This is a genomic window from Dyadobacter sp. BHUBP1, assembly GCF_050587785.1.
Classification (GTDB): domain Bacteria; phylum Bacteroidota; class Bacteroidia; order Cytophagales; family Spirosomataceae; genus Dyadobacter.
In genome coordinates this window covers 970,428-987,741 of sequence record NZ_JBOBIH010000003.1, presented here as the reverse complement: position 1 = coordinate 987,741, position 17,314 = coordinate 970,428, and the positions used below count along the sequence as shown (strand labels likewise).

Annotated in this window: 15 protein-coding genes; 4 read left to right on the top strand and 11 right to left on the bottom strand. The window is 51.3% G+C overall.

Translation table 11 applies throughout. The features are described 5' to 3' along the window. Positions 1-2 precede the first annotated feature (2 nt). From ACQ4MZ_RS16465 to ACQ4MZ_RS16415, 11 genes are all read right to left on the bottom strand, one after another. Positions 3-1,517, bottom strand: coding sequence for a hypothetical protein (locus tag ACQ4MZ_RS16465; protein WP_430846327.1), 1,515 nt, complete (start codon positions 1,515-1,517; stop codon positions 3-5). Positions 1,518-1,520: 3 nt separating this feature from the next. Next, the gene (locus ACQ4MZ_RS16460; RefSeq protein WP_430846325.1) at positions 1,521-3,248 is read right to left on the bottom strand and encodes a hypothetical protein; all 1,728 of its coding nucleotides are present in this window, start codon (positions 3,246-3,248) and stop codon (positions 1,521-1,523) included. 27 nt (positions 3,249-3,275) lie between these two features. Further along, the gene (locus ACQ4MZ_RS16455; protein WP_430846323.1) at positions 3,276-3,473 is read right to left on the bottom strand and encodes a hypothetical protein; all 198 of its coding nucleotides are present in this window, start codon (positions 3,471-3,473) and stop codon (positions 3,276-3,278) included. Beyond that, positions 3,455-5,161 (bottom strand): hypothetical protein, encoded by a 1,707-nt coding sequence (locus tag ACQ4MZ_RS16450; RefSeq protein WP_430846321.1) that lies wholly within the window; start codon positions 5,159-5,161, stop codon positions 3,455-3,457. The genes ACQ4MZ_RS16455 and ACQ4MZ_RS16450 overlap by 19 nt, the downstream gene beginning before the upstream one ends. A gap of 70 nt (positions 5,162-5,231) precedes the next feature. Then, a complete protein-coding gene (locus ACQ4MZ_RS16445) occupies positions 5,232-9,251 on the bottom strand; it encodes a hypothetical protein (RefSeq protein ID WP_430846319.1) in 4,020 nt (1,339 codons plus the stop codon). Continuing rightward, entirely contained in the window at positions 9,251-9,850 is a 600-nt protein-coding gene (locus ACQ4MZ_RS16440; RefSeq protein WP_430846317.1) for a hypothetical protein, read from the bottom strand. The genes ACQ4MZ_RS16445 and ACQ4MZ_RS16440 overlap by 1 nt, the downstream gene beginning before the upstream one ends. After that, entirely contained in the window at positions 9,847-10,566 is a 720-nt protein-coding gene (locus ACQ4MZ_RS16435) for a hypothetical protein (RefSeq protein WP_430846315.1), read from the bottom strand. The genes ACQ4MZ_RS16440 and ACQ4MZ_RS16435 overlap by 4 nt, the downstream gene beginning before the upstream one ends. Position 10,567: 1 nt before the next feature. After that, the gene (locus tag ACQ4MZ_RS16430) at positions 10,568-11,146 is read right to left on the bottom strand and encodes a hypothetical protein (protein ID WP_430846314.1); all 579 of its coding nucleotides are present in this window, start codon (positions 11,144-11,146) and stop codon (positions 10,568-10,570) included. Beyond that, positions 11,143-11,310 (bottom strand): hypothetical protein, encoded by a 168-nt coding sequence (locus ACQ4MZ_RS16425; RefSeq protein WP_430846312.1) that lies wholly within the window; start codon positions 11,308-11,310, stop codon positions 11,143-11,145. The genes ACQ4MZ_RS16430 and ACQ4MZ_RS16425 overlap by 4 nt, the downstream gene beginning before the upstream one ends. A 3-nt stretch (positions 11,311-11,313) precedes the next feature. Beyond that, positions 11,314-13,737 carry a hypothetical protein gene (locus ACQ4MZ_RS16420; protein WP_430846310.1) on the bottom strand — a complete coding sequence of 808 codons (2,424 nt, stop codon included), beginning with the start codon at positions 13,735-13,737 and terminating at the stop codon, positions 11,314-11,316. A 436-nt stretch (positions 13,738-14,173) separates the two neighbouring features. Continuing rightward, entirely contained in the window at positions 14,174-14,368 is a 195-nt protein-coding gene (locus ACQ4MZ_RS16415; RefSeq protein WP_430846308.1) for a hypothetical protein, read from the bottom strand. Positions 14,369-15,084: 716 nt separating this feature from the next. Here ACQ4MZ_RS16415 and ACQ4MZ_RS16410 point away from each other — a divergent pair. Genes ACQ4MZ_RS16410 through ACQ4MZ_RS16395 form a run of 4 tightly spaced genes read left to right on the top strand, consistent with a single transcriptional unit; the run spans position 15,085 to position 17,216 of the window. Beyond that, complete coding sequence (locus ACQ4MZ_RS16410; protein ID WP_430846306.1) at positions 15,085-15,282, top strand: hypothetical protein; 198 nt, start codon at positions 15,085-15,087, stop codon at positions 15,280-15,282. A 35-nt stretch (positions 15,283-15,317) separates the two neighbouring features. After that, entirely contained in the window at positions 15,318-16,370 is a 1,053-nt protein-coding gene (locus ACQ4MZ_RS16405; protein WP_430846304.1) for a DUF932 domain-containing protein, read from the top strand. A 57-nt stretch (positions 16,371-16,427) separates the two neighbouring features. Further along, positions 16,428-16,910, top strand: a complete 483-nt coding sequence (locus ACQ4MZ_RS16400) for a hypothetical protein (protein WP_430846302.1) — start codon at positions 16,428-16,430, stop codon at positions 16,908-16,910. Between the two features lie 54 nt (positions 16,911-16,964). Further along, positions 16,965-17,216, top strand: a complete 252-nt coding sequence (locus ACQ4MZ_RS16395) for a hypothetical protein (RefSeq protein WP_430846300.1) — start codon at positions 16,965-16,967, stop codon at positions 17,214-17,216. The last annotated feature ends 98 nt before the right edge of the window (positions 17,217-17,314 follow it).

Genomic DNA, 17,314 nt, shown 5'->3' with positions numbered 1-17,314 from the left:
GGCTATTGGTCGTCGTCAATTTTAAAAGCCGGGGCAGTGCTGAAAACGGTTTCGTTGGCCATCTTCTGTCCGTCGAGCCGCTTGGTAGCCAAGTTGTCCAGCTCACGGTTCTGCCCGTAGCGTGGCAGCGGCACATATAAATCCATGATCACGCTGTTACCCTTCCCACGGCGAAGGCCTGTTGAAGCTTTGCTGGTTGTCTCTGTCCAGTCCCAGCCGAAAAAGTTATTGATCAGCCCCGCGCTTTTGGCCGCTTGCTCAGGGATCTCCACAGTGACCTTCTGGAAATATTGGCCGGGCCTTCCTTGCAGGTTTTTTTGAAAGTCCTTTTCCGGTACGTACACAGATGGCTCCGTCCGAATGACCTGGTGCGGCACACCTTCCAGGTGGATGCTGTGCCCACCATTTTCCGGCAATACCCCGCCTTTGATCTGTGCCTCCTTGCCCCATGTCCCGTAGAGCCGCGAGGTATACTCGTGGCCGGTCAAATTACTGAGCTGGTTAAAGATTAACCGCTTTTGTCCGGTCACTGGGTCTTTGCTGGCCAGGTCAGTTAACTTCACACCAAACTCAGGGACAACCGCTGTCTCGTTGTCAATCGAGAAAGCCCTGGTTTGGCCGATGGGGTTTCCAAACTGGTCATCCATATACGGTTTGTTTCCTCCGTGGCCTTTTGCCGCCTTGTTTTTACTTTCGTTAATTTTCGCAATCTTCTGCTGGGCAGAAAGGGACTGGTTCCAAGCGCTCAGTTGGGCAAGTTGCGCGTCTTCCAACGGGTCGGCCTTGTAGTAAATGTTGCGTCCGCGAAGGCTGCGAAAGTAATGATCGCGTCCGGCGTGCTCTCCAAGGGCCGAAACGGCAAATTGCAATTTCTCCAGTTCGCCCACCGGCGTCCGCTGGTACCTGCTGCCCGCTGGCGCATATTGTCTGGAAAAAAACGCGAAAGCATCTGCCTGGGACGGCTCGTAGGCGCCACGGAACGTAAAACGTTCGGTCATCCCATTTTGGAAATTGTAGATAGCTTGTTCAGCCGGCTCATAGTGCCCGCTGGCGTCCAATCCGCCAATCAAGGCTTTTCCGGCCGACATTGCTTTGCGCGCCAAGTCCATTTCATATTTATTGCGTGTCACCTGGGCGTACAAGGGCGAGGCCATAAAGTCATCCTTCATCTTGCTAAGTGTAATCCGGCCTTCCGCTTCCAGGAACCGCCGAGGGTCACCACCATAATTTTCATCGATGCTTCGAAGCACTTTACCCAGCATGCCGTTTACATAAGCGCCAATCCGGGCCTGGTCAGGCGCCTCTACGGGCATTGCTTTGATCTGCCCGATCAGCTGGATCTGGGACGCGATCTGGCCTTCCAACGCCGCTGTTTGCTCCCTGGCTTGCGCGCCAAGCAGGCTGGCGTACTGTAGTTCGGCCTGTTTTTGGCGGGCCCGCTCCGTCCAGCTGTCACGCGGGCGAAGGGCGAGCAGCAAATCAGCGCCGGATGTATCGTAGGAACCGCCCGTTGCCATCGTTTACCTTTTTTGGTTTGCACTCTCGTTGAGCCACTGCATATACACATCCGGCAGCCGCCCGGCGGCTTGGCGCTGGTTTTCAAGATACCGGATCTGCTCGGTCTGTAACTGATCGTACAAAGTTCCCGGGCCAAACTGTGAATCATATTGCTGCCTGGCAGCCATGTTATTTAGGGCCGAATCAAGCAGGCTTAAACCCGCCTGTCGCTGTGCGATAGCCGCTTGCTTGTCTTGTTCAAAAAGCTGGCGATCAATATTCAGGCCGGTGAGCACCGCATTCTGATGGTTGGCGTAGTTGGCCCTTTTCAGCTGCACATCCTGGATCGCCGTGTCCAAGTAAGCACTATCTAGCCCTGCCGATGCCCGGCCCAAAGCGGCCAATACCGCCCCTTGAGCTACACCACCACCGGCTATGTTTCTAATGGCCGACACGTTCGCCGCATAGTTGTTTTGCAAACCCTGGTTAATAGCCGCCCGCTGTTCTGGGGAAAAGCCCTGGTTCCGGGCAGCGTAAAGCTCATTTTGCATACGTGAATAGCTGTCAGGCAACCGGTAAGTCGGCACCGGGTTCTTATAAGCAACCAGCGCACCTACGCCTGCTTTGGCCAAATCAGTCAGGTTAGCGAATAAATTCTGCCGTTCCCAGGGTGATATACCTGCTTTGGGTGATTGCACATTAGCTGCCTGTTGTAACGCGGTGCGATTTTCCAGTGCCTGCCGTGTCTTGTCCAGTCCGTCCTGTAACCTGTTGCTGGTGTCGAATTCCGGACGGTTCTCAATCTTCGTAATTTCGTCCGGCCTTCTAATGCCCACCAAGTTTTCAGTAGTTTTTCCCGTGTTCGGGTCGATCACTGATCCGGTCACCGGTGATACCTGCTCCCAGGCAGGCTTGTTCAAATTCCAGTTGTCCATTGCTCTTTTGGTGACCGGCCCATACATGCCATCTTCCTGGATCGTCACAAGCCCGTTCGCTTTCGCCCAGCCGTTATATTCTTTTTGAAATGCGGTTACCAATGGTTTGCTCGCTTCCGGGGTTGCAATGCCAAACGGCTCATGGGTGGTTGGTTGGTCGGTGCTTGCAGTGGCCACAGGCAAGTCACTTCCGGTTGTAGCTGGCTTCGGGCGCGAGGAAAGATACTCGGCCCGGCCTTCGGCGACCGCGCGCTCTTCCCGCTGCTGGCGGGTAAGCGGCTGGTCTGTGCCTAACACAGGTGGGTTCATTTCCAGCCCACTGGTGGCCGCCTGTTTGTAAGCCGCATAGCGCTGGGCATAATACACCGGATTTTCAGCAATCATTTCGGCCTGTCCGGCAATCACCTGCCCCTTACCGTTGACAAACCCCTTGCCACTATACATCACATCCCCGGACTTTATCCCGTCAAGTAACAACTGAACTTGGTCGTGCTCGGTTTGCAGTTCCGTCAAATCCTGCTGCTCGATTACCGGATTCTCGCCAAAAACACGGTTTACTGCGCCGCCAAACCCCTCAGCGGCACGGCTTTGCCTTTTCAAACGGGCCACCTTGTTTTGCTGCACCCGCAATTCTTTTCTCAAGGTTGCCAGCCGGGCCGCTAAAAACGCACGAAGTGTGGCCACCTGGCCACCATCTGCGAAATTCTTAGTGTGGACATTGCTTTCACCCCCAAAATCGCTGTGAGTCAACAGCTCCGAGAAGATATGTTCGCCCAGAAGCCGTTTCTTTTCCTGATTACTCCGATGTGAACGCATGATTGCTTTTTGCAACAGGTTGCTTTTCTAATCGAATATCCTTTCTCCGAAGCGCGCTTGGCCAAAAGACAGCCTTTCGACAATCGGGCCCAGGCCCATTTTGTCCACCGGCTCCTTAGCCAGCATGTAATAGTCTTCCGTATCATCGTCGTCCTCATAAATCCTGACGGGCTCCCTTTCAGGCCGCACCGCAATGCTGGTACCGCCTATCTCAAAGCGGACCACGCCGGCTTTTTTGCCCAGCCACCTCCCGGGCTTTGTGTTTTCGGAAGGTTAGAGCTCCCACCATGCTGGAAATACACGAACGGAACGATCGGCAGGGCCGTCGGACGCCTGGTCACCGTTTTTCCCAACGGCCCCCCGTCCTGCAACCGTTTCCCTTTATGATACCGGTTCAGTCCAAAATCTCCCCGGTCGAAACTGGCGGCGGTCAGCACATAAGCGCGGCCTTGGCCGCGTACCTTGTAATTGCCCTGATCAGAGAGCTGGACCGGAGAAAACTGGTTGATAAACCCTGCCAGGTAGCCCCCGCCTGGAAGCCCGGAAAATTTCGAGGCCGCCACCGGCAACTCTCCGCGTAGCCCAGCTAGCACGATCATTTCCGTGTTCGCGTTGGAGACCGTTTCCCCCTGCTCTAAATCGTAGTGGGACCGGATGGCGATGATATCAGCCGGCGAAATAGCATTGGTGGGTACTTGGTCGGAAGCAGGCACCTCACTGCCCGCTTGGAAGAACAAGTACGGGGTGCTGATCCCGCCCTTGGCATAAATGCCAAAACTTCTTTTCTGAATATAGTCCATGATACTGGGATTATGTTTGGTGGCTTTTCGTAGTAGTGCCGGGTTTTTCAAGGCTCTGATCGCATACGGGGAACCCTGGAAGTGGGTAAGCAGCCGGAGACTATCCTGGTCCCAGCCCGTTCCGGTTCTGCGCCTGATGTTTTTTATTTCTGCATCATACTGGCCAAGGAGCTTGTCCATGGCAGCTTCCTGCGCTTGTGGGCTGGTAAGAAACTGCTCAATGCTCAGCCCCGGTGCAAACCGCGCAATAAGCCGGGGTTCAAGTTGGTATTTGCCATAGTGACCCGGGCCGATATGGTTCTTTTCTGCATAGGGGTTAGCCTTGTGGAAAGAGCCTTCAGCCAGTGCGATCCGGTCTTTGATGTTCAGCGCGGGGCGGGTTACCGGCATGCTTACCGGCCCCTCAATCGGCTTCGCTTCGGGGGGTGAAGTACTGCGGCTTTTGGCAATGTCGTTGGTGTAAACCCTGGTCGGCCCATCTGTGTAATAAGGACCAAACCGGTCTACACCTCCCCCGAAGGCATAGTACACATACGGCGTGCTGATCCCACCTTTTTTGGCAAACTGTGAGTACATATTGTAAGGCAATGAAGATGCGAAGGTGGGTTTCTTATCATCCAGCCATTTGATGTCACTATTGCTATTGGGCTGCGGGAGAACCGTGGAATCGATATAATTATCCTTTCCCAACAGCTTGTCCAGATTGTTGGGTTCTTGTTTTGGGCTTCCCATGTTCCCTGCAATAGAGCCCACCAAATTGCCTAGCAGCGAAAAGAGGGCGTCATCCCTTTCTTCTTTTGCGCTCACCTGGCGGTAACTGGTCTGGCTGTCCGTTCCGGTCAAGATTTTATCTCCCCATAGATTAAGCCCTTTGTTGGCCAAGTTACCCGCAGCCACGCCCAGCCCGGGGGCGGTGCCGCCAGTAAAATAATCCCAAACAATCTCCAACCCGATGGGCAAACCAACATTGGCGATCTTTCCCCATGCGTTGCTGCTACCGTCACGGTTCGAACCTGACAGTGCCAGTTGGGTATTACTCCACCAGTTCCCATTAAAATTCCGGGGCCGGTAAGCTTGCGGAGAATACGGCAAATAATCGTTGAAAAGCGGCATAACATTTGCGAACTATTATTAGTATACGTCTAGGCTGAAACGGGTGATTACCACGTCTTTCAGTCCATTTTTAATATTGCACCGGATGCGAAATCCGAAATTTGGTGTCAAAGCTTGTCACCGCCACCTTCAAATCCTTTCCATCCAACAATTGAGCGCCATTGTCAATGGTAACCGTCACCACCAGGTAATGGCCGCGCAGCCGCTGACTGATCATCAACTCGTCCTGCTCGTGCATCGGGTAACGCAGCAAATCTTCCTGAAAAATGGCCCGCTCATCAGTGACCGGTACAATGGTGTGGACACCGCTAGCCGCCCGGTGGGCAATCTGGCTGATCCGCCCATGGCTTCCTCCGTCGAGGTTGATAAACCCGTTATCAAACGTCTTGGCCACATTCGGCTGCGGGTTCACGATAAATTCCAGGATAGTCGGGTAAAACGCTCCAAACCACTGTCCATGCCGCCCATGGCCGAATAAGAACACCTGGTCAGCTGCTTGGGGATTTGCGGCCAACAGCATCCTTCTGCTGTTGAAGTAATACCTGGGCGTATAGTGCTCATATCCATGAAACACACCTGATTTTTCATCAAAAGTCAGCGTGAAAGAAGTCACCTCGTTCTGCCGGTCATTGGGGTTGCCCGGTTGCTCTAGCGGGACCTCATGCAGGAATGTCGTCAACACCTGGTTGTTTTCCAGGTCTAGCCCGCTTACGATGTCTACAAACGAGGCCGAAGTGTGCACTACCGTCCGGTCGAAGTACAAAGTCATTTCACTAACCGCATCGTCGATATGGTCTTGCTCACTTGTTTTATTAAGCCCCGCCTGGCCGAAGACCAGTATTTTCCCCATCCGCGCATCGACGAACCCGATCTGATTGTCGTACTGCCAAACGGAGTTGGGATGCTGTGTCCCGTTGACCTTCGAAATATACCGAACACCCGAGGCCGCATCTGCACTTTTCACCACCATCTCACCTGTGTCGGTGGGCACAAACCTTTCCAGCCGCGTAAGCACTGCACCAAATGCTTTTTCCTGGATGATGTACAGATAATCAAACCCTTGTGCAAACCGCTGTATCCGTCCCAGCTCGCCGCTCACAAACGAATAGTCGCCAGTTAGCTTCTGCCGGTAAGAATCTTCTGCTTCGCCTAATAACTTCTTGGGCGACCACCGGTACATATTCGGGGCGCTGGCCACAATTTTAAGGCCAGCCGGCTTGGCAAAATAAAACTGGCAGGATTCTTCAAGCAGCAGTACCTCGTTGTATGACCAGTCTTCGGGCTGCTTAGGCATGATCCCGTTGGACAGGTGAACATGCTCACCCGTGCATGATGTCCGCTGGGGCATCACGCAATTAGCAGCATACTTCCTGCCAAAAAGCAGGGCGAGATTATACTTGGATTCGACCGGGCTGATTACAGATACCGAGTAATCCGGAAAAGCATTGTCGGACTTTTCGCAGTTGGAGTATTCGGGGTACATCCTGGTGAAATCCCATAAGTTCACATAGCAGTCCCCGCCCCACACTTCCACGTCATTGAACTCATAGGCCGTAACCGCGCCATTCCCACCATAGTGCTTTGTTGCCGAATCGAGCACCTGCTGGGTGATCGGCTGGAAATGTCCCGTTGAAAAGTAGCGCCTTTTTTCCAGGGAGCTTTCATCGGCCGGTGTGTAATAGCCACTTGGCGTCACTTTCCAATTCACAAGCGGATAGGTTGCCCGCGAACCGTTGTGCTCAATACTGTCGATCAATTTCCAATCCAGTAGTTTTAGTATCACTGAATAGGGCTGCTGGGTAGCCTTCCAAGCATATTGCTGGCCGGGAAAAAACGCCTGCACATGCACCCGGTAATCAAACTGATCGGAAACCTCCGGATCAAACTTCTCATAAACGTGGATCGCAGCCTGGTCGTGGACCATCGCCAGCTTGACTCGGCTTTTGCTACCCAACCGGCCGCGCTCATTTTGGATTTTCGCCGTCTCATCTGCAAAATCCAACGGAAGCGTTTTGTAAACCTTGCTATAAAAGTGGGAAGAGAAAACATCCACCGCCTCCGAATATGCCTTATGTACAAACCCGACTTTTTCCAACTGTCCAGCCAGCAGCGGCGCGGCCAATACCTGCTCAATCAAAATGTCAGGGCTATGAAAATTGAAAAAACCTCCCGCACTGAAACTAAAAAATGGCATCTGGGGATCGACATCCCTCTCATAATAAGAACCTGTAATTCCCTGATAAGCGTGCGCGCTGGGCCGAAGGCCGGCTGCCTGCAAAGCCCAGCGGTTATCCCAGAATTCAGCCGGGTGGATATAGCCATCGTTCAAATTCTGCGTTTTCCCATTCGGGCTAAAATTGCAATTGAACAGTAGTCCCTGGTTGGCGATGCGGGCAACGCGGGCTGTCCTTACAATCATAAAACCTGAAACGTTCAACTTCCCAAAACGGTCATAAAGTAAATCCACCGGAAGCCTGATCCCCGAGAAGCTCGCGCCCATGATCCGAAGGTCATACTTACCATCCATGCCAGCGCGGGTGAGCGTCCAGTCGGCCGGGTTGCCATCCGGGTCAATCCGTTCATACTGGTTGGGGAAAGTATAGTCCTGGATGTGCTGGACAAAAAGTGGGTTGCCTTTCCGGTCAATCCACACAAAGCCAAACGGCTGGGTCTCACCCCTGAAATATCCACGGAACAAATGCTCGAACTGCTGTCCTTTGTAGTTGGCATAATCATCCACGATCTCGTATAGCTCCGTCTGCCCCGTAAAGCTCTGGATTTCGATAGTCGAGCTCACCGGAAAGGTATTGGTGATTGGGTCGCCGTCGTCCCGGGCTGTAACGGGATTGAAAACCGGCGTAAAAAGCGGTTCGAGCGTATCGTCCGCACGGAAGTACCGCAACTTGGGCCGGATGCTCACACCTCTCAAGTCTATCGCCAAGTCCGGCAATAATTGCAAATTTCCATCCCAGGTACGGTTTTCCTGTTGCGCAGTCGTCCCTACCGAAAGCACGGTTTCGAAGCGCTGGTCGAGCTCATCTTTGAGGATAGCGTTGCCTGTGTGTTTGTCAAGCTGTACAGTAATCACGGGCTGCGAACCCGTGGCCAGTTTCGCAAATTCGTTCGCCTCCTGAAACGCTACACTACTGGCGTGGTAAATGTAGCCCACATGGATATAGTCCCAGCGCGTGTCCACGCCTTTCAGTTCCCACTCCAATCCCTCGCTGGTCATGATATTGGAAGCACCCATCGTCCGGTTATGGTGGTTCATCTTGTAAGCGTCGGGATAAATATCAGCGCCTACCGTGATCTCCCCATCCATTTTCTGATCGGTAACAAACACCCTTCTCGTAGCCGGCGACCATACGGAGCTGTGCCCATTCTCAGAGCTGTATTTAACCACCAGCTGGTAAGTGCCCGATTTGAGCTGCCCGGCGATGCGCCTTTTGAATTTCAACCGGGGAAAAACTAAATCCATCCGCTCGTCGAAAGCGTGGACGGAAAGGTACTTGGGATATACGGACTGGCCGCCGCACGGATCGATTGCGCTATGGTGCGGCGTACCGTCGGGTTTATAAAACAAAGGCAGATTGATCACCCGCTTTTGGTTATAACCATCCACCCAGTACACCCTTTCGGCAAACTCGTTTTCCAGCACGGTAAACCCGTGTGCATAGTGTTCCAGGCTGAAATGAAGCAAATCCCCGTTCGGGTCATTGCGGTCATTGAAAAGCGTGGTGTACACCGCAAAGCCTTCCTTGTAAATGTTGTCGTTGACCGTCAGGTAACCGATTTCGCTGTGTGTACCATTTGTGCTCAATAGCACCGTTCCGTGAGCGGTCTCCACACTTCCTACTATCTGATACCCCGGGCAAAGGGAGAAAGCGGCACTATTGCCCTTGCTGTTGGCAAAGGCGCGGCTGGCGCCTGCTTTGATATTTTCTGCCAAAGACCTACCGGCATCACCGCTGCGGTTATAGCTGATCCGCCCGCCGATCGCATACCGGTAAGTCGAGTTGGGTTGCTCATGAGGATCTATGTCCTGCATCATCCCTCCGACGAACGTATTAGTAAAAATCTGGGCTGCCATTATTGTAGAATTCTGGTCGTCCGGTGAACTGGCTGCGTAGTTTTGTTGAGCTCTCCCCGCGCTTCGAATATCGCGTTTTGGGCGTGGGCAAGCATCTGTGCCCTTTCCTGCCATTTCGGGTTGCGCGGGTTGCCAACCAAATCCAGCAGCTTGTAACAACAGTAGAGGTAACAGGCCGTGTAAGCAACCTCCGGGATCAGGATATTGCCCTGTTGGTCTGTATACAGGTGGTGGTAAGCCATAAAGGCAGTTCCATGTTTCACATTAGGGAACAACAACTCCAACGGGCTTTCCCTGTATTCAAGCCGCTTGCCGGTAACGATGCCCGATGTCACCCGGTAGCCAAAATGGTCTTTCGAGAAATAACCTTCCGTATCATAGATATCCTCGATAAGCATCACCCGGTCAGGGATGCGGTACTTGCCGTGCATGATAAGGATCTGTTCATCCTGCGTATAGCCACAAACGAGCTCGATCCCTATCCGGCGCATCACATAACGCACGCCCGAAACGGTACCCAGCCGGAGGCTTTCAGGATTCGCGAGTTGCACGGTCTGGTTGACCTCGCTGATCAGGTAGTCAAGGCTAAATGCTTTCATGGGGTTGTAGTGGTTACGAATTGGTTGCCGTGATTGGCATTGTTACGGATGTCACGCTGTGGAACGGTCGCCAGCAAATTGTTACCCAGGCTTTGGAGCACGCGGTCTTTAGTGATGGCCTTGATATGGGCAGGTACCGGCCAGTCCTCACTCCAAACGTCAAAGCAACTTCCCGAGGTAGCCGTGGGGTCTTCGGGAATACCGATGACCGTTACCTGGCAAATCAGCACATACTTACTGGGAAGCAGCACGTACAAGGCGCTGCCCGTGGAAAAATACAGCGGCTTTTCTACCTCGCCTGCCAGGGCATTGAGCTCAAAAATGCTTTGGACCGGAATAAACGAAAGCTCCATGCTCGTTGCGCCCACATAGGATAGAAATGACTGGCCGCGCCATTGGTACATTTTCGGCAGCACCGCCTTGCGTAACCTTGCGCCGCTGTGGGTGCACTTGCAGTCGAAATCCGTGCTATCTGTCAGTGGGATACACGCAAAAACCTGACTGCGGGCTGGGCTGGGCATGATGCCCAGCAACTCGTTAGCGTAATCTTCTTCCTTCTGCACCCGCACAGCCATGTGTCGCAGCGAGGTTTCAATTTGTCGCAATGAGAACCGGTTGTCGTCAACCGCAATCCCGCCCGACAGCTCGTTGCGCACGGCGTAAGCCATCGCCCTGAGCGATTCCGGATTGGCCTTGGGGAATTTGAAACTTGCCATATCAAACGGTCACTTTTAAAATGAAATCATCCAGTGAGGCTTTCGGGTCATGCTTCAAAAGCATCGTCCGCTCGGTTTCCATCGCTTCCTTTAATGCCGCGCTCACCGCTTTGCTATTGGCCAGCAGGTTCTTCTGTACTTCGGTCGCTTCTTTGGCTTTCTTAAAGTCCAGCGGGTTGAACTCGACCGACAGCGCCACTTTGATCCGGTCGAGCATGCCTAGGTACAGCAGTTTTTCTTCCAGCACCGGCACCCTGGCCAGCTCTGAGATCCTACGGAAAGCAGCCACCATATCCTCTTGCTCATATTGCCGCGGCGAGCGGAGCCGCTCACGCCGGACGTCGTCCTGCTTAATCGGATCGTAGTAAACACTGCGGTACACCTGCCTGCAAACAGCCTCGTGCCGTTCGGCCTGGTCGGTAAGCGAGGCAAATGGGCTACCCGCCCAGCAGAAGAGCACCGCGTAGTAAATCCCATGGATACCGTAGCGGTGGTAAACCGCCCGGAGCTCATCCACCATCATCATCTGGTCGAGAATGAAAACAGGACTGCCCGTATCGGGATCGATGTGGATGCTCATAGCCGTGCCAGCTTTTCAAGTTCTGTTTCACTCGCTTCCAAAACATGGCACGAGCCTGCGAGCCTGAACCTGTTACGGGCTACCCGCGAAAAGCGCTGCTTGCCGCTACCAGTTATCCTCTGCGTCCAGGCGGCCAATACCGCCAAAAATGCTGCCCTGTCCATACCTCACGCTGGTATCAGTTCCTCAATCGGTGTATTCAACGCCCTTTGGTGTGTAGCCAGGTCCATTTCCAGGTCATGATCTACCAGGCGCTTATCGCGGTCATTATTCTCTTTGATATCGGTGAGCGTGCCTTTGAAATCCTCACGCTGCCGCTGCTCGCGGCTTTTCATTTCCTGCAAGGCAAATTCTTTCTGGGCGTTAATACGCGCAACCTCGGCGGGGCTGGCCGCTTTCTGCGCCTGTATTTGGGCTTCCGCCTGAGCGTGCTGCATTTGCGCCTGGCTTGCGGCCTGCTGGCCCTTGATAATCACCTCCTTCGCCTGGCGAAAGATCGCTTTCGCCTCGGCCGGGCTTTCCGTGTAAAGGATGTCGATGAGTGGTTCCAGCATTTCAATACCTCCGCTGCTCAGCACACTTATCACCGCGTTGTCGATGATCAGCTTCTTATCTTTCAGCATCGCGCCCGATTCGAGAAAGATGTCATAATCCCCAAACCTGAGCTCTTTCATCAGTTTAAGAATTTGCCTTTCGCCGGTGCTCAACGTCACCGTCATGTAGCCCTCCCGGGCGTAGACATACTTGGCCACGTCCGCCGTCCGCTGCAATACCTGGTTCATGAACAGGTTATGCTCGTAAAACTTCTCTACCTTCAGCTGGCTTTGGTTGGCGATATTCTGCTGCTGCTGGCGGACGCCATCATAGGGCTGGGAAATCCCCTGCACCTGCTCGCTGACACCCACCATCCGGTTGTAAATCTCCGACAGCAGGCCTATCATGGCCATCATATTGTTGATCTCCTCGATATGGTTCCCCATTTTCAGGATGCCCAGGTGTTGGGCTGTAAAGGAATTGCCGCCCACCATCCGCGAGCTGTTAAACATTACCAGCCCGGCCTTTTTGGCGTTATAGAGCATACCTTTCGCCTGTGCGGCCCCGAGTACACTCTCATCGATCATGATCGCCGTCGAGAGCCCCGCTTGGTTCAAAAGGTCTTCCACGCGGTTGAAGAGGATATTTGTCCAGCGGGCGATATTTTCGCCCACCAGCACCATCGATTTCTCCCGGCTGATCTGCGCGACGATGGGCATGCCCACATACGCTTCCTTGCCTTTTTTCAAAGAGGCGTATTCATACCGCCCGACATTGATCAACGTACCATGGCCAAGCCTTGTGGCTTCCCACAATTCCTGCTTGTACTTGGAAACCACATAGCCACCTTTGGGAGCTTTTTCTTCCTTGCTGAGCTCTTTGAAATCAGCAATCAGGCTCCGGTCATAGTCTGCCTGTTGCCATCTTTTGAATTCCTTTTCGTTGGTAAATTTTCCATTGATTTCAACCAAGTACCGCTTAGGTACAAACACTTTGAAAAACATCCGGTGCTCCAATAGACTATGACCTAAGCCGTAGGGCGCCTTCCGGTACGGATAGAACATTCCCTTCATATAATCGGCCCGCCCGAATACGCTGCCGCCGCCAAGGCCATCACGTTCAGGCTGCGAGGTCCAAGTGCTTGAAAGATAATATTCAGAGAAGTAAGGCCTGGTTGGATCATAGGAGAAGTGCGCCCCTTCTTTCAGTTTGTCAATCGCGTCCAATAGGCCAGCCGGGCCAGTACCGGTATCGAGCTTATCACCATATTTGTTGATGAGCTCCGTGAAAGTCAGGTAATTCACCAGCGAACATGCCGTAACCGCTGGATCTTCAAAAGTTTCCACCGGCTTGGACGCGATCCATCTAACCTGTGAAGGATGTACATGTGAGGGGATCACCTGGCCGTTTACGACATCGATGAAAGCAAACTCTGCATTCACGTCAAACTTATTGTCAAAGCATTTCCTGGCAAGGCCCAAAATGTTATGCTCATAGGAAATACCCTGAATGATCTTGTACATCAGCAGTTCAAGCTGCTCCTGGCCGAAGAGCCGGTCCAGCACCTCGTCTTTCGTCCCGTTTAGGTTCAGATCTGCATCTTCCAGGAAAGAAACGTTCGTCCCATCTTCCTGCATCATCATCTGAGCAAACAATGTACGGATCAGCTTTTTAGCTACCGCTTTGTTTTCTTCCAGTTTACGGGTTGTGTACTCATTGCTGATATTCTTACACGAGAACCGGAACGGCTGTTTGACGATCTCGCCCAGCGTATGGCTCTTGGCCGGGTAGAAGAAATGGTTATCTCGGATCGGCGTATTTCCCTTATACCCGTAGGCATATTCGGCTGCGATGTAATCCTTCGGGTCAATCTTTCCTTTCGCGACGTTGAACAGATCTTGATGATTCGGATTTTCGTCATCAAACAATCCCGCGCCATTCAACAGCATGTAGTCGCTGGTCTGCTGGATAAACGTCAAAAACTCAGCTGGCTTGTCCTCATACTTCGCATCCCAAATGATTACCGGAGCTTCCAGAATCTTACCGCGTTTATACATAGACGTTAGGCCTGAGTGCTTCTCAGGCACCCATAAATCACGCGCTAAATCGAAGTCTGGTTGATACATTTCCTCGAATTGAAATATGCATTCATTTTGTAAAAATATGCATTCATTTTTAGTAAATGAATGCATATTTTTAATTAATTTCTTCGAGGCAGTTCACAAACAAAATCGCTAGGGTGGCAGGCGGCGGGCACGGGCGGGTGGCGTGTTTTGGCAAGGCCCCCGTCTTCGAGAAAAATGAGGCTGAAAGGAATCTATTAGGGGTTTTGAAGCAATTGCAAGGGAGAATACGCGAATCAAGCAAGCTATTAAACTCGCACTTGCGGACTAGCAAAGGCAAAGGGATTTATTAATGGTGAGCTACCTACACTACTTTCAAGGTGGGGATTGCAAATCCATAAACGACCGTTTAAGGATTTGCAATTGATAATCAGGCATTCCAGCTAAACGGCAGGGTTTCAGGATTAAAATAGGCCGTGCGGTCGCCTTTCCATGCAATCAACGGATTGACATAGTAGTTGTTATAATCTCCCTTGTGCCTGAATATCAGCTTATTTATCTGCAATTCGCGCATTGCATTACTAGCCTTCATCATTTTGCGCGATTCGCCTATTATCGCCTTCAAATGCCTGATTGTTAGTATGATCGGCCTGTCATTTCTTTCTAGAAGGCTGAGCAGTACAAAGAAGCAGCGGACCGCCGTAGGGCTCAAAGCAAGGGTCAGCGGGTAAAACCGCGCTGCATCAATGAAAAGGGCTTTTGAGTGCCCGAAATCCGCTATTCTGCCGGAGCCAGTGAGCACGATAGGCAAAGATTTTTCAGGAAGAGCTCCCAATATCCGAAAGTCAAACCCTAATTCACTAATAAACAAGTCATTAGCAATCTGATCCGATCGTATCTCCCTTTTAAAGTTCATGCAGCGACATAAAAACTAGCAGCTCAAACTAAGCGTTGACAAACCTAAAAAAATATGCATTCATTTTTCAAAAATATGCATTCATTTTCTTGCAAATATCGCTTTCAAGATATATCTTCGTATCGTTCAATTACTCATCAGGAAAGCAGGTGTAAGCCCTGCGACAGTAACAGAAAGCGCACCCCATGTATGCAGCGGCGTTATGTCTTAGATGATACTATTTCCTCAACTTCCGTTACTCGTTCCGAATAAATTCCCTTGCGCGCAGGGAAGTACTCAACCGTTCCTTTTTGCATGCTCTGCCTGTCGCCAGCTTCCGGGCGATACGTTAACAAATTTTTATGCTTGCTTCCTTCCTGTGGACGAAAACAAAAACAGGACAACAGGAAGAACCGGTTGATTATCAACATTTATGCACATTCACTATGAGGAAAACAAATGAACAGGTAAAGGCGATCCTGAACAGGTACATCGAGCGGCAACGTAGCCAATTGAACGCAGTGATTGAGAATAGAGCCGGCTACGAAAGCGAAGCCGAATACAACAAAGTAGTATTTAAGCTATCAGAGGACATGATCAGGGCACAAAACCACTATCTGAGAATCCTAGGGTTCAACATTTAGCCATTTGCATTATTCACAATTTAAATTTCACCACTATGTCACATTTAATTGATGACTCGAAAGGGTTCAATGCTTTTGTTTCATTCGCTGCTCCTGGCTGGCACGGGCTCGGGAAGACATTTGAAACCGAACTTACCACCGCGCAGGCGTTGGAATTCGGAGGCTTAAATTTCCCCGTTATTAAACTCCCAAATATTCATTGGCTACCTGACGGCCAGGAAATTATTAGTCCTGATTCATTTTTTACCTGCCGGACTGACGTTAACAAAATCCTCGGTTCCCGGCTCGGAAAAGATTACACAGTGCTTCAAAACGTCGAATGCTTTGATTTGGTAGATGAGATTTTACAATCGGGAAGGGCACGAATAGAAACAGCGGGTAGCATTGATGAAGGTCGTAAAGTTTTTATCTGCCTGAAAGTGAATGATTCTATACGTGTCGGTTCGTCCGATTTTGTTAATCAATACGTGTTGATCGCCAACAGCCACGACGGCAGCATGGCAATAACGGCAACCCCTACAAACATCCGCGTAGTGTGTAACAATACCCTTACCGCCGCATTGGATCACGCAAAAGGTGCTATCAAGATCAGGCATACGGAAAGGGCTCCTGAAAGACTTGCGGAAGCTGCAAAGGTGTTAGGCCTGATCGCTAACAATACCAGCGCTAACACTGACAACTACAACAAAATGAGAAGTTTCGAAATTTCCAAAGAGCAGATGTTTGACTACTTCGGTAATGTGTTCTGTACTCCAGAAGAAATCAAAGAATTGCAGAAAGGTAAGATCACAAAAGAGGTCATTAGTACGCGGAAACAAAATATTATGGGAGAGGTTTTAAGGTTCGCCACTCAGGGACAGGGGCAGGCGATGGCGATGGACGGCGAAAATCTCAACATGTGGGCTGCATACAATGCTGTCACCGGTTACATCACACGTAAAAAATTCAGTAATGTGAACGACCGGGCTAACAGCCTTCTTTTTGGCTCATCGGCTAATGTGATACAAAGCGCTGGGGCACTCGCATTATCTCCGCAAAAGCTTCAACCCCTTCGCAAAATCATATTCAATGATTTTAGCCTGAACTAATCCAAGGTTTTCACAAGTGGGCGGACGTGATAACCGCCCACCAAAATATTTGATCCAATGAAGCCAGAAACCAGAGAAAAACTCCTCGCAATACTCTTAGAGGCGCAAGCCAAGGTGCCATTTACAGCCTATTCTATCAAGCCTGAACAACTTAAAGAAATAGAAGTGACAAGTCAGCCGGACAAGAATATTAGAGACTTCGTAACCCGCGGGGCCGATATACAACCTGCGCAAAAAGGGATAGAAACTGTCAACATCTTCCCACCGGAGACAAGGACAAGGACGGTGCCTTATCAGGGCTTCCGCACAGGAAAACATCAACCGAGCCGGAAACGTCAAGGGAACACAGTTGCCTCAACGGCGAACAAATTCACTGTTGAGGCATATAGTGAATGGTCAATTGTCGTACGTGGCGATACAAAACCCATTAAAGACCAGCTCAAAGCGCTAGGCGGTCGTTTCAACTTTCGCCTCCAAGGCGGGGCAGGCTGGATTTTCCCCAAACGGCAAGAAACACAGTTAAGGCAACTACTTTCCTAATTCACCACAGCGCGCAGGCTGTCGAAGGCCTGCGCGCAATTACTGAATACCACCATGAAAAAGAAAGACTACGCTAAGCTCAAACCGCATGAACAAGCCGCCGTGCATGAGCTGATCCGGGACACCCCCACAGCCTTACACACGAAAGCCAGAGACCGCAAAAAAGGTCACACGGATTTATCACTTGTCCAGCCAACGGCACATCAAACCGCCCTGAATTTGGGTGACGATGCGGGACAAAGGGAGGTAAATAGAATAAGCGTATGTAGTATGCCGTTCAAAGCAAATTCTGATAAAACCCGCTGATATAATGGACGAAACAATGAACGGTATTCCCTTCGACTGGTGGGGATGCCAAACAGCTACAATTATCAAGTTGTGCCCGCAAAAAGGGATCCATTCAA

Excerpts from the sequence above, each read along its gene's own strand:
- ACQ4MZ_RS16465 (WP_430846327.1), bottom strand. The coding sequence starts at position 1,517 with ATGGCAACGGGCGGTTCCTACGATACATCCGGCGCTGATTTGCTGCTC.
- ACQ4MZ_RS16460 (WP_430846325.1), bottom strand. The coding sequence starts at position 3,248 with ATGCGTTCACATCGGAGTAATCAGGAAAAGAAACGGCTTCTGGGCGAA.
- ACQ4MZ_RS16450 (WP_430846321.1), bottom strand. The coding sequence starts at position 5,161 with ATGCCGCTTTTCAACGATTATTTGCCGTATTCTCCGCAAGCTTACCGG.
- ACQ4MZ_RS16445 (WP_430846319.1), bottom strand. The coding sequence starts at position 9,251 with ATGGCAGCCCAGATTTTTACTAATACGTTCGTCGGAGGGATGATGCAG.
- ACQ4MZ_RS16440 (WP_430846317.1), bottom strand. The coding sequence starts at position 9,850 with ATGAAAGCATTTAGCCTTGACTACCTGATCAGCGAGGTCAACCAGACC.
- ACQ4MZ_RS16435 (WP_430846315.1), bottom strand. The coding sequence starts at position 10,566 with ATGGCAAGTTTCAAATTCCCCAAGGCCAATCCGGAATCGCTCAGGGCG.
- ACQ4MZ_RS16430 (WP_430846314.1), bottom strand. The coding sequence starts at position 11,146 with ATGAGCATCCACATCGATCCCGATACGGGCAGTCCTGTTTTCATTCTC.
- ACQ4MZ_RS16425 (WP_430846312.1), bottom strand. The coding sequence starts at position 11,310 with ATGGACAGGGCAGCATTTTTGGCGGTATTGGCCGCCTGGACGCAGAGG.
- ACQ4MZ_RS16420 (WP_430846310.1), bottom strand. The coding sequence starts at position 13,737 with ATGTATAAACGCGGTAAGATTCTGGAAGCTCCGGTAATCATTTGGGAT.
- ACQ4MZ_RS16410 (WP_430846306.1), top strand. The coding sequence starts at position 15,085 with ATGAGGAAAACAAATGAACAGGTAAAGGCGATCCTGAACAGGTACATC.
- ACQ4MZ_RS16405 (WP_430846304.1), top strand. The coding sequence starts at position 15,318 with ATGTCACATTTAATTGATGACTCGAAAGGGTTCAATGCTTTTGTTTCA.
- ACQ4MZ_RS16400 (WP_430846302.1), top strand. The coding sequence starts at position 16,428 with ATGAAGCCAGAAACCAGAGAAAAACTCCTCGCAATACTCTTAGAGGCG.
- ACQ4MZ_RS16395 (WP_430846300.1), top strand. The coding sequence starts at position 16,965 with ATGAAAAAGAAAGACTACGCTAAGCTCAAACCGCATGAACAAGCCGCC.